General features: G+C 44.9%; 11 protein-coding genes. 8 read left to right on the top strand and 3 right to left on the bottom strand.

Annotation, left to right across the window (positions count from 1 at the left end; genetic code table 11):
- Positions 1-5: 5 nt before the first annotated feature.
- Positions 6-842, bottom strand: a complete 837-nt coding sequence (locus E3D81_RS14495; RefSeq protein WP_134777951.1) for an MBL fold metallo-hydrolase — start codon at positions 840-842, stop codon at positions 6-8.
- Positions 843-1,289: 447 nt separating this feature from the next.
- On the opposite strand from E3D81_RS14495, the gene E3D81_RS14500 reads away from it, so the two are divergent.
- Together E3D81_RS14500 and E3D81_RS14505 are read left to right on the top strand one after the other, a co-directional pair.
- Positions 1,290-2,255, top strand: a complete 966-nt coding sequence (locus E3D81_RS14500) for an IS110 family transposase (protein ID WP_134777952.1) — start codon at positions 1,290-1,292, stop codon at positions 2,253-2,255.
- Between the two features lie 676 nt (positions 2,256-2,931).
- Positions 2,932-4,245: a hypothetical protein gene (locus tag E3D81_RS14505; protein WP_134777953.1), complete on the top strand. Its 1,314-nt coding sequence runs from the start codon at positions 2,932-2,934 to the stop codon at positions 4,243-4,245.
- A gap of 19 nt (positions 4,246-4,264) precedes the next feature.
- On the opposite strand, the gene E3D81_RS14510 is transcribed toward E3D81_RS14505, so the two are convergent.
- Complete coding sequence (locus E3D81_RS14510; protein ID WP_134777954.1) at positions 4,265-5,416, bottom strand: acyl-CoA dehydrogenase family protein; 1,152 nt, start codon at positions 5,414-5,416, stop codon at positions 4,265-4,267.
- A 142-nt stretch (positions 5,417-5,558) separates the two neighbouring features.
- On the opposite strand from E3D81_RS14510, the gene E3D81_RS14515 reads away from it, so the two are divergent.
- The 6 genes from E3D81_RS14515 (at position 5,559) to E3D81_RS14540 (ending at position 13,331) form a co-directional block, all read left to right on the top strand.
- Positions 5,559-7,088 (top strand): aldehyde dehydrogenase family protein, encoded by a 1,530-nt coding sequence (locus tag E3D81_RS14515; protein WP_134777955.1) that lies wholly within the window; start codon positions 5,559-5,561, stop codon positions 7,086-7,088.
- Between the two features lie 8 nt (positions 7,089-7,096).
- Entirely contained in the window at positions 7,097-8,464 is a 1,368-nt protein-coding gene (gene lat, locus E3D81_RS14520) for an L-lysine 6-transaminase (RefSeq protein ID WP_134777956.1), read from the top strand.
- 316 nt (positions 8,465-8,780) lie between these two features.
- Positions 8,781-10,640 (top strand): DNA mismatch repair endonuclease MutL, encoded by a 1,860-nt coding sequence (gene mutL, locus E3D81_RS14525; RefSeq protein ID WP_134777957.1) that lies wholly within the window; start codon positions 8,781-8,783, stop codon positions 10,638-10,640.
- 9 nt (positions 10,641-10,649) lie between these two features.
- Entirely contained in the window at positions 10,650-11,345 is a 696-nt protein-coding gene (locus tag E3D81_RS14530) for a rhomboid family intramembrane serine protease (protein ID WP_134777958.1), read from the top strand.
- Between the two features lie 7 nt (positions 11,346-11,352).
- Positions 11,353-12,228 carry a rhomboid family intramembrane serine protease gene (locus E3D81_RS14535; RefSeq protein WP_134777959.1) on the top strand — a complete coding sequence of 292 codons (876 nt, stop codon included), beginning with the start codon at positions 11,353-11,355 and terminating at the stop codon, positions 12,226-12,228.
- Positions 12,228-13,331: an endonuclease/exonuclease/phosphatase family protein gene (locus tag E3D81_RS14540; RefSeq protein WP_134777960.1), complete on the top strand. Its 1,104-nt coding sequence runs from the start codon at positions 12,228-12,230 to the stop codon at positions 13,329-13,331. Before E3D81_RS14535 ends, E3D81_RS14540 begins: the two co-directional genes overlap by 1 nt.
- A 12-nt stretch (positions 13,332-13,343) precedes the next feature.
- On the opposite strand, the gene E3D81_RS14545 is transcribed toward E3D81_RS14540, so the two are convergent.
- On the bottom strand, positions 13,344-14,936 hold the full coding sequence (locus E3D81_RS14545) for a S41 family peptidase (protein ID WP_134777961.1): 1,593 nt from the start codon (positions 14,934-14,936) through the stop codon (positions 13,344-13,346).
- Between the last annotated feature and the right edge of the window lie 68 nt (positions 14,937-15,004).

Below are 15,004 nucleotides of genomic sequence, written 5' to 3' on the forward strand. Positions count from 1 at the left end.
AGATGTTAAATATCACTTAATTTGAAAGTGTCCTTTAAACGAATTCCTTTTTCAGTATATTGTAGCGTACAGCATTCATGTTCAGCATCATGTTCCAGAAATAGGATGTATTCATTATCCACAATTTCTTTCCAATAATCCTGTCTTTCCTGCATGGTTACCAAAGGTCGTACATCATAGCCCATAACATAAGGAATTGGAATATGACCAACCGATGGAAGAAGATCGGCCATGTACAGAATGGTCTTATCCTTATATTTCATCTGCGGCAACATCATGGCTTCGGTATGGCCATTGGCAAATCTCATGAAGATGTCGCTGTCGTAAACAGGGTTATTTTCATCAATAAATTTCAATTGCCCACTCTCCGAGATGGGTAGGATATTTTCTTTCAAGAAGGATGCCTTTTCCCTTGGATTAGGATTGACTGCCCAATCCCAATGTTTTTCATTTGACCAAAATTCACCATTCTTAAAAGCAGGGGACAAGAGGTCTCCTTCGCGGATTATCGCACCCCCACAATGGTCGAAATGAAGATGGGTAAGAATTACATCGGTAATATCATCCCGATGGAAACCGTGTTTCTTTAGGGATCCATCCAAGGTATCATTTCCATGAAGGTAATAATGGGAAAAGAATTTATCGTCCTGTTTATCCCCAAGACCAGTATCTACCAAGGTTAATCGGCTTCCTTGTTCTATTAGGAGCAATCGAGTTGCCCAAGTACATAGGTTGTTAGCATCTGCAGGATTAGTCCTCTGCCATAAAGATTTCGGTACTACACCAAACATCGCCCCACCATCCAATTTGAAAAACCCGGTATCGATACTGTATAAATTCATCTTCTGCGTTTATTTGAATATAAATTTGCTGTTTTAAAAGCAGAATGACAAGTTTGTTTTTATTTTGGGTTACTCCCTGTAATTATTATTTTCAAGTAAGCCCCGTCATTGCGAGGAGGCACTACACATCCGTCATTGCGAGGAGGCACGACGAAGCAATCTTTGGATATGGTCGCCCCATGTCATCCTGAGCGAAGTCCTTTTGTCATCCTGAGAATTAAAAATTTGAACTAAATTTATCGGAAGGTGATGACATTTAGTAACTTAGTTCATTGACCATTCTGCAGTTTGACCGGACTATCGTATAGTGCATCTTGCCTGTCCCTGAGCTTGGTTCCATAGATTGAGGCATTGGAGTTTGGTACATCTTTTAGATTGTCCGTATGGTAGCCTGCCGTTTATTTTTCCTCTATGGGCTTAATGGTTTCACATTTTAATTGATGTGCCATGAAAATCATTCACGATCATGCTGCGGGGATCGATATCGGTTCACGCAGAATCTTCATCTCCGTCCAGGGGCAGGAGGTCGTTTCCTTCGCCACTTTTACCCGTAACTTTCGCGAAGCCCTGGACTATCTGCTCTCCCATGGTGTGGACACCGTTGCGATGGAGGCCACGGGTTCCTATTGGTTCATCCTTTACGATATCCTCCACGCCGGAGGGCTTGACGTCTGGCTGGTCGACGGCCGCCAGACCAAACAGGTCCCCGGACGGAAGACCGATGTAAAGGACTGCCAATGGATCCAGCAGCTGCACAGCTATGGACTGCTGAACCGCTGCTTTGTGGCCGAAGGGGACCAAAAGGAGATCCGCAGCTACCTGAGGCTGAGGGAGGACCTGCTGCGGAACGCCGCCATGCATGTCAACCACATGCAGAAGGCCCTGGTGGAAATGAACATCAGGCTTCCCGAGGTACTGAGCCAGATCCATGGAGCAAGCGGTATGGCCGTCATCGGTGCCATCCTGTCGGGCGAGCGCGATCCTGGTGTCCTGCTGTCCCTGTGCCATACCAGGCTGCGCAGGACCAAGTCCCAGGAGATCCTTGCCGCCCTGGAGGGTTTCTATACAGAAAGGGGTGTGTTCGCCCTAAGGATCGCCCATGAGGCCTATCTGTTCTACATGAAGCAGATTGCCGAATGTGACCATAAGCTGGAAGCCCTGCTGCAGAAGGGCGGCGATGGCGGCAAAGGGACCCAGTCAGGGCCCAGGAAACCGATACGGCACAACAGGCCGGACATCAGGGACCTTGGCGCCCATCTGCTGGACCTCTTCCAGGGCAGGGATGCCACCATATTGCCCGGGATCACGGACTATACCTGGATGCAGATCTACAGCGAGACGGGAAACGATCTGGAACGATGGGCCACGGAGAAGCATCGGCCGTCCCTCCCTTGCGGAGTGGTGCAAAGATAGGGACTTCCCATCCATATTTCCAAGACCCCCGGGGAACATTTTTTACGGTTTCCATGTAAAGCGCTGTGGCAATGGTGGATAAATTTGTGTCCGGGGGTGCAGGATAGGTCTATCCCGGAGGGATTTTATCCCATTTATCTATGTTGGCCTGCTGATAGGCAAACATATTTTGCTCCGGAACCCACCTGGTGCGTATCTGAAGCAGGGTGGAAGCAGGGAAAAAGCACGAAAATGGATGTTGACCATAGGAAAAGCATACTTTAGCATTGCTTTCACCATGGTTTTGCAGCGAAGGCAATATGGGGGCCTCTGCGTCATTGCGAGGAACGAAGCAATCTTCCCGCCATGTCATGCTGAGCGGAGTCGAAGCATCAACATGTGGTACACGTACAGATCCTTCGGCGATGCTCAGGATGACATGGGGCGCCGCATATCCAAAGATTGCTTCGTCGTACCTCCTCGCAATGACGTGAATTTACCTCCTCGTAATGACGTGACTTTACCTACTTGCGATGACGGGGGATCGGATCAAAGCTGTTAAATAATCTTAAACCTTCGCACCCCTGCTTCCATAGAGGATAGGTTTTACTTAGTTTTATACAAATGATCTTTCATTATTTATAACTAACCTACAATACTTATAACCATCCTTTATTATTTACACCCAACCAATATAATGAAACAGGAAAACAACAACCAACCACTTACGGAGCCCAACCATTCCCTACGCATTCCAAAAAATCCCATTTTATTCTGGTTCCTATTCCTATTCACAGTATCCTTTATCATCACTTACAACAATTCCACATTTCCATTCTTGCAATGGGTCAATAAAATATTCCTCCAACTATTCACCTGGCTGATGCGTTTCGACTGGATAAAATCCATATTCCATGATGCAGGAAATATAGAATTAATTGGGAGAGGATCGGGCGACCACCTCTATTTCTGGTTCATTATAGGATTCGTGTTTTTACTGAGTCTCCTAGGAGCGGTTATCTATTGGATAATCCCCAGAAAAAACAAATCAAACCAAGAGACAAGATTAGCCAAGGCAAATAGCCTATTACATACCATGATCCGATATTATGTGGGTCTCATGCTCATCAATTACGGACTGATCAAACTATTCAAAACCCAATTCCCCTTTCCAAATATCCTCACCCTGAACACGAAATTAGGTGACCTATCCCCTATGGGCCTTACCTGGGCATTTTTCGGATACTCCTACAGCTACAATATTTTTGTTGGGATCGTAGAGATCATGGCCATCCTCTTGTTGTTCCGAAGAACGGCAACCTTAGGCGCCTTGATCGGCTTTGCGGCTTCCATCAATATCATGATGATCAACTACAGCTATGATGTCAGTGTGAAAATACTTTCCACGGCTTTGGTTCTACTCACCTTCTATCTCCTGCTGCCTCAATTGAAAAATTTCTACGATTTTTTTGTTCTCCAAAAAAAATCGCAATTGAGCCCCAGTCCAAGCCTATTCACCTATATTAAAAGCAAAAAAATTAGAACAGCCTTACAAGTGTTCAAATACCTCCTTATTATAGGGACCATATCCATGAACATAAACACCATTATTAAAACCAAAAAACATTACGAGAACATATTTGATGAAAACAGCCCATTATATGGTTACTATCATATAAACAATGACCAAGCCGCCATACGGGAAAGCATGAACATGCCTAGCTATTGGGAAGCCTTCATCTTTATGAGCGATCAATATTTCATGATCAAATACGAGAATGGAAAATCAGAACAATATGAGAAAATACTGGACACCAAGAAACAGCTGCTCAAGATCATTTCTAAATCCGGAGAAAAGGGATTTGAATTCAAGTACAGTGTAGCACCCAATGGCGACCTCCTGCTATCTGAGCAATCAGGCAAATCGCAAGGAACAATTCGCCTGACCGTTATGCCTGCGGATAAAAGCACGCTGAAATCTCATCACACCCAATGGATCAGAAAGCATTAATACTTGTGATCTCAATGGATCAGAAAGCATTAATGCCGGTGATATCCTGACCGGTTATCAACAGGTGCACATCATGAGTCCCTTCATAGGTAATCACGGATTCCAGGTTCATCATATGCCTCATGATCGGGAAATCACCCACAATACCCATTGCGCCGAGGATCTGTCTGGCTTCGCGCGCCACCTGCAAGGCCATGTGTACATTGTTCCTTTTGGCCATGGAGATCTGCGCAGGCGTAGCCCGGTTTTCGGATTTCAACTGCCCCAATCGCCAAGATAGCAATTGCCCTTTGGTGATTTCTGTTGCCATTTCGGCCAGTTTCTTTTGTTGGAGTTGAAAAGAAGCAATGGGTTTTCCAAACTGCTCCCTTTCCTTGGCATAGCGAAGCGCCGTTTCATAACAGTCGACCGCAGCACCAATAGCGCCCCATGAAATACCATATCGAGCAGAATTCAGGCAGGACAGCGGTCCTTTCATGCTACTGACCTCCGGTAGGAGATTCTCCTGTGGGATGAACACCTGATCAAAAACCAGCTCTCCAGTCCTAGAAGCCCGCAGGGACCATTTATGTAAAGTCTCCGGGGTACTGAATCCTTCCATTCCCCGCTCTACAATCACCCCGCGCACCTTCTGCTCCTCATCCCGAGCCCAGACAACCGCCAGATCGCAAACCGGCGAATTGGTGATCCACATCTTGGAACCCGAAAGCCTATAGCCATCACCGTCTTTTGTCAGCCTGGTTTCCATCCCCGCAGGATCGGAACCGTGGTTAGGTTCTGTCAGCCCAAAGGACCCGATCCATTCGCCTGTAGCCAATTTCGGCAGGTATTTCCTTTTCTGTTCTTCCGAACCGAAGGTATAGATGGGGAACATCACTAAAGAAGACTGTACGGAAGCTGCCGAACGGATGGCCGAATCGCCGAACTCCAATTCCTGCATGATCAGTCCATAAGAAATCTGATCAAGACCGGCACCGCCGTATTCTTCCGGGATAAAAGGCCCCAATGCACCCAATGAACCTAATTTTTTCATTAAGTCAGGGACTTCCTGATGGTCTTGGGCGTATTGATCAATAACAGGTATGATTTCTGATTTCACAAATCCCCGTATACTATCGCGGATCAGTTGTTGCTCCGGACTGAGCAATTCGTGGAGAAGGTAGTAGTCCATATTGGTTTATATTTTAACATCCTAAAGTAAGAAATATATTCCTTAGAAAATATGATGCAACAATAAATATTCAGATATGCCTATGAAATAACAAAATATATTCTTTATATTTATATAAATTTCGAATAATATAAACCATATTATGACATCAAAAGAATTAAAAGCGTTAGGCTTAGCCGATGAGAATTTAGGAACATCAACCGGAAGTAAGTGGTTTTCAAAGGGTGAAACCATTAGTTCCTACTCTCCTACCAACGGAAAATTGATTGGTAAAGTACAAAGCACAACAAAAAAAGAATACGATAAAGTAATACAGGAAGCGGAGAAAGCCAAACTGATCTGGCGTGATATCCCTGCGCCAAAGCGTGGGGAGATGGTTCGTCAATTGGGCGAAAAACTTCGTGAATTAAAACCGGTACTGGGGAAATTGGTATCCTACGAAATGGGAAAATCCTACCAGGAAGGTTTGGGTGAGGTTCAGGAGATGATTGACATCTGCGATTTTGCCGTTGGACTTTCCAGACAGCTTTATGGAAATACGATTCATTCTGAGCGACCAGGTCATCGGATGTACGACCAATACCATCCATTGGGCATCGTAGGTATTATTTCTGCCTTCAACTTCCCCGTAGCGGTATGGTCTTGGAATGCGGCATTGGCCTTAGTCTGTGGCGATGTGATCGTATGGAAAGGAAGTGAAAAAACACCTTTATGCGCCTTGGCCTGCCAAAAGATCCTGGCAACTATCCTGAAGGAGAACAAAATGCCGGAAGGAATATCTTCCGTGATCACTGGAGGAGCTGAAGTAGGACAATGGCTTTCGGAAGACGAAAGAATCCCCTTGATTTCGGCTACAGGTTCCACCCGTATGGGTAAGATCGTTGCGACAACCGTAGCCCAACGTCTGGGCAGATCGCTACTAGAATTGGGCGGGAACAATGCGATTATCGTTTCTCCGAGTGCCGATCTTAAAATGACCATCATTGGGGCGGTATTCGGTGCTGTTGGAACAGCGGGACAACGTTGTACGAGTACCCGCCGACTGATCATCCATGAAAGCATCTATGATAAGGTGAAGAAATCCCTGGTAGATGCGTACAAACAGATCAAGATCGGCGATCCATTGGATAGCAATAACCATATGGGACCTTTGATCGATACGGATGCCGTAGACATGTACCTATCTGCTGTGGAAAAAATCAAAGCGGAGGGTGGTAAATTGTTAACCAAGGCAGAGGTGTTGAAAGGTAAGGGTTATGAGAGCGGTTGTTATGTGACGCCAGTGATTGCCGAAGTGGAGAACAATTATGAAATTGTGCAGCATGAGACCTTTGCTCCTATCCTATATCTGATTAAATATACAGGCGAAGTGGATCAGGCGATCGCCATCCAGAACGATGTAAGACAAGGTTTATCTTCAGCCCTCATGACTAATAGCCTTCGGGAAGCAGAAATGTTCCTGAGCCAGAACGGTTCAGACTGTGGGATAGCCAATGTGAATATTGGAACTTCCGGTGCGGAGATCGGCGGTGCCTTCGGTGGCGAGAAAGAAACAGGTGGTGGTCGCGAGTCCGGCTCCGATGCTTGGAAAGTTTACATGCGCAGACAAACCAATACCATTAATTATACAACCAATTTACCTTTAGCACAAGGTATCAAATTTGATTTATAAAATTGATTATGAGAGAAACACATCAACGATTAGCAAAGCATATTTTGGCCGATGGCCTACCAGTGGTCATCGATCTGGAAAAATCACACGGTTCCTATATTGTAGACGTGGATGGCAAAGAATACCTGGATATGTTCAGTATGTTCGCATCATCGCCAGTGGGCTATAACCATCCCCATATTTTGGCGCATGCGGAACAATTAAAAGATGCATCCATCAATAAATTGGCCCTTTCGGATATCTACCCAAGGGAATATGCGGATTTTGTGGACACGTTCGAACGTGTGGGGATCCCACAGGAATTGAGTTACTGCTTTTTTATTGACGGTGGCGGTTTGGCGGTGGAAAATGCCCTGAAGGCTGCATTCGACTGGAAGACGCGGTTGAATATGAGCAAGGGTATTGAAGTGGAAGCCAGTCAGGTAATCCATTTCAAGCAGGCTTTCCATGGAAGAACGGGCTATACTCTTTCTCTGACGAATACAAAAGACCCTAGGAAATACATGTATTTCCCAAAATTTGATTGGCCAAGGATCAGTAATCCGAAGCTTTCTTTCCCATTGACGGAGGAATCGATCAATGAAACCATCGAATTGGAGAAAAAAGCCATCGAAGAAATTGAATCTGCGATCAAGAATAATCCGAATGATATTGCTTGTTTGATTTTGGAGCCTATTCAAGCGGAAGGTGGTGATAACCATTTCCGGAAAGAGTTCTTCCAGGAATTGCGTAGGATCTGTGATGAGCACGATATCATCCTGATTTTGGATGAGGTGCAGACGGGTATTGCGATGACCGGAAAGATGTGGTGTTACCAGCATTATGGGATTACGCCGGATGTGATCTCTTTTGGAAAGAAGACCCAGGTTTGTGGAATTTTAGCCAATAGGGAGAAATTTGATCGGGTAGAGCATCATGTATTTAAGGAGTCCAGTCGGATCAATTCTACCTTTGGCGGGAATTTAGTGGATATGGTGAGGTTTAAGTTGATCTTGGAGATTATTGAAAAGGAAAATTTGGTGGAGAAAGCAGCAACTTTAGGGGAATATTTGCAGGGGAGATTATCGGATCTTGCGGAGAAACATGAGGAGATCACGAATGTGAGGGGGAAAGGATTGTTGTGTGCTTTTGATTTGCCATCGGTGGAGTTCCGGGATAAGTTTGTGGAAGAAGCGATGAAGGAGCAGATGTTGATTTTGGGATGTGGGGAGGTGAGTATCCGTTTCAGACCGCATCTTACTGCTACGAAGGAGGATTTGGATAAGGCGCTGGAGATTGTGGATAGGATTGTGGAAAGGGTTGAGATTGGGGCTGTGAATGTGGATGTGAAAGGGGCTGAGAATGGGGCTGTAGCGAAGGCGGATATTTCTTCATAGGCATTGGTGTAGACTTACCGTCATTGCGAGGCACGAAGCAATCTTTACCGCGTCATTGCGAGGCACGAAGCAATCTTTAAGGATGTCATCCTGAGCGTAGTCGAAGGATCTGTACGGTTGCATACGAACAGATGGTTCGACTACGCTCACCATGACATGGCGAAAGATTGCTTCGTCGTGCCTCCTCGCAATGACGGAAGGGCCTCCTCGCAATGACGCAAAGCCTCCTCGCAATGACGGAAGACCTTTCCAATGCCGTATTTTCCTGCCTCTTTTCATCCGTCCCTATAACCGTTTTTTTGTACCTTTGTAGATTATGTCGGATATTATTCAGTTGCTCCCCGATTCAGTGGCCAATCAGATTGCAGCAGGAGAGGTTGTACAGCGACCAGCCTCTGCAATTAAGGAATTGATGGAGAATGCGATAGATGCGGGAGCTGATCATATAAAACTTATTATTAAAGATGCCGGAAAGACCCTGATCCAAGTCATAGACAATGGCTGTGGAATGAGTGTTACGGATGCCCGATTATGTTTTGAAAGGCATGCCACCTCCAAGATCCGGAAAGCGGAGGATCTATTTGCGATCCGTACGATGGGTTTTCGTGGGGAAGCCATGGCCTCCATTGCCGCCATTGCCCACGTGGAACTTCGAACCAAACGAGTTGAGGATGAGTTGGGAACCGTCATTGAGATCGAAGGATCGGAAGTGATCCAACAATATCCTGACCAGGTCAGCAATGGTACCAGCATCCAGGTGAAAAACCTGTTCTACAATATTCCGGCTCGCCGGAATTTCCTCAAGAGCAATGCGGTGGAACTACGGCACATCATTGATGAATTCCAACGAATTGCCTTAGCCCATCCGGGGATATTCTTTTCCTTCCATAACGAAGGGAACGAACTCTTCCATCTACCAAAAGAATCCTTAAAACAACGAATTGTACACCTCTTTGGAAACAATTATAACCAAAGACTTGTTCCTGTAGAAGAAACGACGAGCATCCTGAACATCAAGGGATTTATCGGGAAGCCGGAGTTTGCGAAAAAGACCAGAGGAGAGCAATTTTTCTTTGTGAACAACCGTTTTATCAAAGATCCCTATTTGAACCACGCGGTGATGAATGCCTATGAAGAGATTCTTCCGGCAGACACCTACCCGTTGTATGTACTGTTCATTGAAATCGACCCATCTAAGATCGATATCAACGTACATCCTACAAAAACAGAGATCAAATACGAGGATGACAAAGCGATCTATGCGATTTTACGTTCGGCCGTAAAACGGAGTTTGGGTAGGTTCAACATTGCACCATCGCTGGACTTTGAGCAGGAGACCGGATTTGACTCCCTGATCACGCCAAAGCCCTTGGAGGAAATCCAAGTGCCTACGATCAACTTCAATCCCAACTTCAATCCATTTGATGATGGGACGCCAAAGTCGAATCGTAGCTACAGTTATCCTGAACGATTGGAAAAAAAGAACAGTATCCCACAAAATTGGGATACTTTGTATCAGATTACAGAGACCGAGGAAGCAGAGCAATTGACCTTGCACCCTGCGGAGAGCAGTTCGGAGTCGGCGATCATACAACCATCCGACCAACCGAAGAAACAGTTCTTTCAAATACATAACCGATATATTGTTTCGCAGATCCATTCGGGATTTATGCTGATCGATCAACAGGCTGCACATGAGCGGATCCTATTTGAACAGTTCCAGCAACAATTGCAGCAGAACCAAGGGGTAAGTCAACAAAGCCTTTTTCCACAGACCATCGATCTGGCAGCAGCAGATTTCGCTTTGGTACAGGACATCCTACCGGAGATCACCGCTTTGGGATTCCAGTTAAGGCCATTTGGGAAGACAACCTATATCGTGGATGGCATCCCCGCAGATCTGGAAAAGATCAATGAAGGGCAGATCATCGAACGGCTGTTGGAGGATTTCAAAAACCAGAGCGACCTGAAATTGAGCAAAAGGGAAAAACTGGCCAAGAGTTTGGCCAAGAATGCCTCGATCAAGCAAGGCGCAAAATTGGACAATGAGGAAATGGCAGATCTGATCGACCGTTTATTTGCCTGCGAATCGCCGAACATATCCCTATCGGGGAAACCGGTTATTATTACGATCACATTACAAGAATTAGCCGAACGCTTTGGCAAAGGCCTATAATATAACTTTATGAATAATCTTTTTGGCAATCTACCCGTAGTAACAAAGAACCTACTGATCATCAATGTGCTGGTCTTCATAGCTTCGCAGCTGCTTCCATCCATGTATGGCTTATTTGGGATCTTCTATCCCGATTCTCCAGCGTTTAAGGTATGGCAGATCATCACCTACATGTTTATGCACGGTGGCTTTGCGCATATATTCTTTAATATGTTCGCATTGGTGATGTTCGGGGCCACTATCGAACGAGTTTTGGGTTCCAAAAGATTCCTGAACTTCTATTTAATCTGTGGATTGGGGGCATTGGTCCTACAATATGGGGTACAGGCGTATGAGGTATACCAGATAACGGGATCAATCCGGCCTTTGCATGAATTGAGTGAGGCTGCACTTTCCCAAGTTTCTGGCGAGAACCTCACTACGCTACAAAACATCTATTCTACTCCGATGGTAGGAGCATCCGGCGCAATTTACGGCTTGTTATTGGCTTTCGGATTCCTGTTCCCGAATGCCGAACTGATGTTGATATTTTTTCCAATCCCTGTGAAAGCGAAGTATTTCATTCCGGGATTGATTCTGATTGAAATATATTTAGGATTTTCACACGGAGGATCATCCATTGCGCATTTGGCCCATGTGGGTGGTGCTTTATTTGGATATATCCTTTTGAAAGCCTGGAACATCCGAAGACCGAATATGTATTAATATAACGATGAGAAAAGAGAATGGATTAAAGGAATTTTTTAGAACGACCTACAAGACAGGGTCGCCTATCCCCTATTTCATTTCCATTCAGGCGGCTATCTTTATCATTATCCACTTATGCGACCTTTTGGTAGAGATCAATGTGATCAATTATCCATTGTATGATAAGGCGGTCAGCAATTTGGGACTTCCCATGGATTTCTTCCAGTTTCTAAAACAACCCTGGTCATTAGTCACCTATCCATTCCTTTATACTGGATTATTCAATATTGTATTTGATTGTTTATGGCTCTATTGGATGGGTAATATCTTTATGAGCTTCTTGAACAAACGGCAGTTCTTGACCTTATACTTAAGTAGCTTCCTTGTAGGAGGATTATTATTCCTTGCGCTTGGACAGATCGACTTCTTAACCAAAGGCGCACAATCTTATCTATTTACCAGTTCCCTGGGTTTGGCCGCGCTGGTGGCGAGCTTAACGGTATTGGTCCCTAAAATGGAATTGAGGCTCTTTATCTTTGGTCGGGTCAAGTTCGTCACGCTGGCTGTTATCTTCCTGAGTTTAGAGTTCTTGTTCTACATTTTCGCGAATAGAGCTGGAGCGATCGTCTACCTGTTGAGCATTGCTTGGGGGATATTGTTCATGAAGCAGCTGCAGGAAGGAAACGATTGGAGCAAGATCTTCAAACCTCGTCCAAAGAATAACCTACGCATCGTACATACCGAAACAAAAACGCTTACCTATAAAAGCTATAAGGCAGACCTTCCTAACCAGGATGTAATTGATGAAATTTTGGATAAAATTTCACAAAGTGGCTATGAAAGTCTATCTTCACGGGAAAAAGAAATCCTGTTTAAAGCAAGTAGAGAAGAGCAAGACTAATGTTGATCAATAAGAAGAATTTAGGTTTTTTCAGTAAAACCATTATGATTGCCAACCTGATCGCTATCGGGACTCTCCTATTGTGTTATTCGGCATCCTTCATCAATCCGAAGTCTTTTTGGGCAATTGCCTTTCTCGGATTGGGTTATCTCCCTATCCTATTGATCAATATCGGCTTTGTATGCTACTGGATCTTAAGAAAAGCCAAGTATTCCCTGTTTTCCTTGATCGCCATCCTATTGGGCTGGAACCTGATGACCAAACATGTGGCCTTTAATTCCGTCGTTGAAAACAAACCAGATTCGGCACTTCGGGTCATGACCTATAATGTGCATATGCTCCAGCCTTTGGAGAAAACGGATGTTCCGGCCAAGGATCAATTCGTAGATATCATCCAGGAAGCCAATCCTGATGTGCTTTGTGTACAGGAATTCAGCAGTACCATCCGGGGGAAAAAGAAATTCACGGAAACCGTACAGAAAAAGAACAACTTTGAGAACTTCTATTTTGCGCCATCGGAACAAAATGATTACAGCGCCTATGGACAGGCCATTTTCTCCAAATATCCGATCATCAATTCCGGATTGATCAAGAAGAATGAATATGGCATTAACCGGGTGATCTATGTGGATATCGTGAAGAACCTGGATACCATCCGCGTCTATAATGTACACTTGCGGTCTTTCGGGCTTCAGAGCGAGGATAAGGAATTTATTCAAAATCCGAGCAGCACCGGTAATGAGGAGCAGAAGACGAAACAGGTTGGACGGAAGTTAAAATGGGCTTTCGAACAGCGGAGCAATCAGGCGGAATCCTTAGCTGAACATATGCAGGAAACGCATCACCCTAAGATCGTGATGGGCGATTTCAATGATACCCCGATGTCCTACAGTGTGAACCTGATTGGCAAGAACATGAAGAATGCCTTTCAGGAAAAAGGGAATGGCTGGGGCGTGACCCATTTTGAAATGCTACCTATCTTACAGATCGATTATATTTTTGCGGATAAGCGCTTTTCGGTAAGCAATTACCAGGTCCTGAAAAAGAAATTGTCCGACCATTATCCGGTATTTGCAGACCTCAGCCTACAACAGATCAATTAATAAATCTTGTGATTAGTTAATTTGGTTGAGTGCCAACTCGATAAAATTATCGTATCTGTTCTTCACTTTAAAATACGCTTCCCGACCAAAATAATACCTTCCCAATAGGGCTTCGATATCACTTTGGATCAGATCGTGGAGATCGTTCTGTTTGGCCGATGACAAACGCAGGCCTTTCTGTGCTAAGAAACGAATGAAACTATTATATTCCGTGGCAGGCAGGGTATATCCTTGTAGAAAATTCTCAATGGAATAGGCCGGCAGTTTTCTTGTGAAGCGGCTGTAAACAAACTGTTCGATCAGGGAGGATTTGACCAGCTCCTGGTACAATAAGCTTACTTCATTGGAATCGACAGGGACTTTGATATCCGGCATGATCCCTCCGCCACTGTATAATTTCTTTCCCAAGCCCGTTTGATATGGCTTAGCATGGGCATAAGTGGTATCTAAGGACCATAGGCCATGGTACATGGACGGATAATCCTTCATGTTAGACCAGTTCGGGGAATACTTGCGTTGTATACTTCTTCCAAGAGGGGTATAATACCGGGCGATACTGAGATTAATGGTCGAACCATCGGAGAAATCAAAAAGTTCCTGAACGGTTGCTTTTCCGAAGGTCCTTCTACCGATCAGAATACCGCGATCCCAATCCTGTACAGCGCCAGCGACGACTTCTGAAGCAGAAGCGGTGCGCTCATTGACCAACACGACCAGTTTACCCTGGGCATAGGTTCCATTGGCTTCCGATAGAAAATCTCGCCTTGCTTCATGTGCTCCTTCGGTAAAAACCACCAGACGTTGATCGGCAAAGAATTCACTTGCCAATTTGATGGCGATGTGGAAATAACCACCCCCATTGTCCCTTAGATCCAGAATCAGGTTCTTCGCCCCTTGTTTTTTAAGTTCTACAATCGCTTCTTTGAATTCATCAGCGGTTTTCAACCCGAATCTACGGATGCGGATAAAGCCTACCGTAGGTTGCAGCATATAGGCCACATCCAGGGAACTCACATTGATCTGATCTCTTATGGCTTTTAAAGGCAATGGTAATTGCACAGAATCCCGCTCTACATGCATCTCCACCACCGAGCCTCGCTTCCCACGCATCAGTTTTTCAACCTCTTCCTTGGAAATGGTATTTCCGGAGATCTTCCGTTCACCGATCTTGAGGATCTTATCCCCGATTTTAAAGCCTCCCTTGTCAGCAGGACCATTGGTGATCAACCCCACGACGATCAAGGTATCGTTGAGGTTGAAATATTCCATCCCAATTCCTTCAAAAGTACCCTCGAGCACTTCGGTCTGGGTCCTGGATTCCACAGGCAATAAAAAGGCAGAATAAGGATCTAAGTGGGAAATAATATGGTTGATGGCACCATTCTGGACGGAATCCATGTTGATGCTATCCACATAGCGGCTGGAAATCAGGTCGACAACTTGTTGGATTTTATAGGAATTATCAGACAGACCAATGGGCACCAAGGAACCTCCGGTATTGAATCCCTGTTGGTCAGAATAGTTCTGACCGAGGATTAATCCCAGCAAGAGGGTTGCCGCATAGGTTGCTGCTACGAAAATATTCCTTTTTCTTCCTTTCTGCATTGTTGATTTGGTGGGCAAAAATACTGAATAACAAATTGTTTAAAAGAATTTTAAAACAAATATTTACC

This window comes from Sphingobacterium sp. CZ-2 (assembly GCF_004526235.1).
In the GTDB taxonomy this organism is placed as follows: Bacteria; Bacteroidota; Bacteroidia; order Sphingobacteriales; family Sphingobacteriaceae; genus Sphingobacterium; species Sphingobacterium tenebrionis.

Bases quoted from the DNA above. Each gene is read 5' to 3' on its own strand.
- E3D81_RS14495 (WP_134777951.1), bottom strand. From the start codon at position 842: ATGAATTTATACAGTATCGATACCGGGTTTTTCAAATTGGATGGTGGG.
- E3D81_RS14500 (WP_134777952.1), top strand. From the start codon at position 1,290: ATGAAAATCATTCACGATCATGCTGCGGGGATCGATATCGGTTCACGC.
- E3D81_RS14505 (WP_134777953.1), top strand. From the start codon at position 2,932: ATGAAACAGGAAAACAACAACCAACCACTTACGGAGCCCAACCATTCC.
- E3D81_RS14510 (WP_134777954.1), bottom strand. From the start codon at position 5,416: ATGGACTACTACCTTCTCCACGAATTGCTCAGTCCGGAGCAACAACTG.
- E3D81_RS14515 (WP_134777955.1), top strand. From the start codon at position 5,559: ATGACATCAAAAGAATTAAAAGCGTTAGGCTTAGCCGATGAGAATTTA.
- lat (WP_134777956.1), top strand. From the start codon at position 7,097: ATGAGAGAAACACATCAACGATTAGCAAAGCATATTTTGGCCGATGGC.
- mutL (WP_134777957.1), top strand. From the start codon at position 8,781: ATGTCGGATATTATTCAGTTGCTCCCCGATTCAGTGGCCAATCAGATT.
- E3D81_RS14530 (WP_134777958.1), top strand. From the start codon at position 10,650: ATGAATAATCTTTTTGGCAATCTACCCGTAGTAACAAAGAACCTACTG.
- E3D81_RS14535 (WP_134777959.1), top strand. From the start codon at position 11,353: ATGAGAAAAGAGAATGGATTAAAGGAATTTTTTAGAACGACCTACAAG.
- E3D81_RS14540 (WP_134777960.1), top strand. From the start codon at position 12,228: ATGTTGATCAATAAGAAGAATTTAGGTTTTTTCAGTAAAACCATTATG.
- E3D81_RS14545 (WP_134777961.1), bottom strand. From the start codon at position 14,936: ATGCAGAAAGGAAGAAAAAGGAATATTTTCGTAGCAGCAACCTATGCG.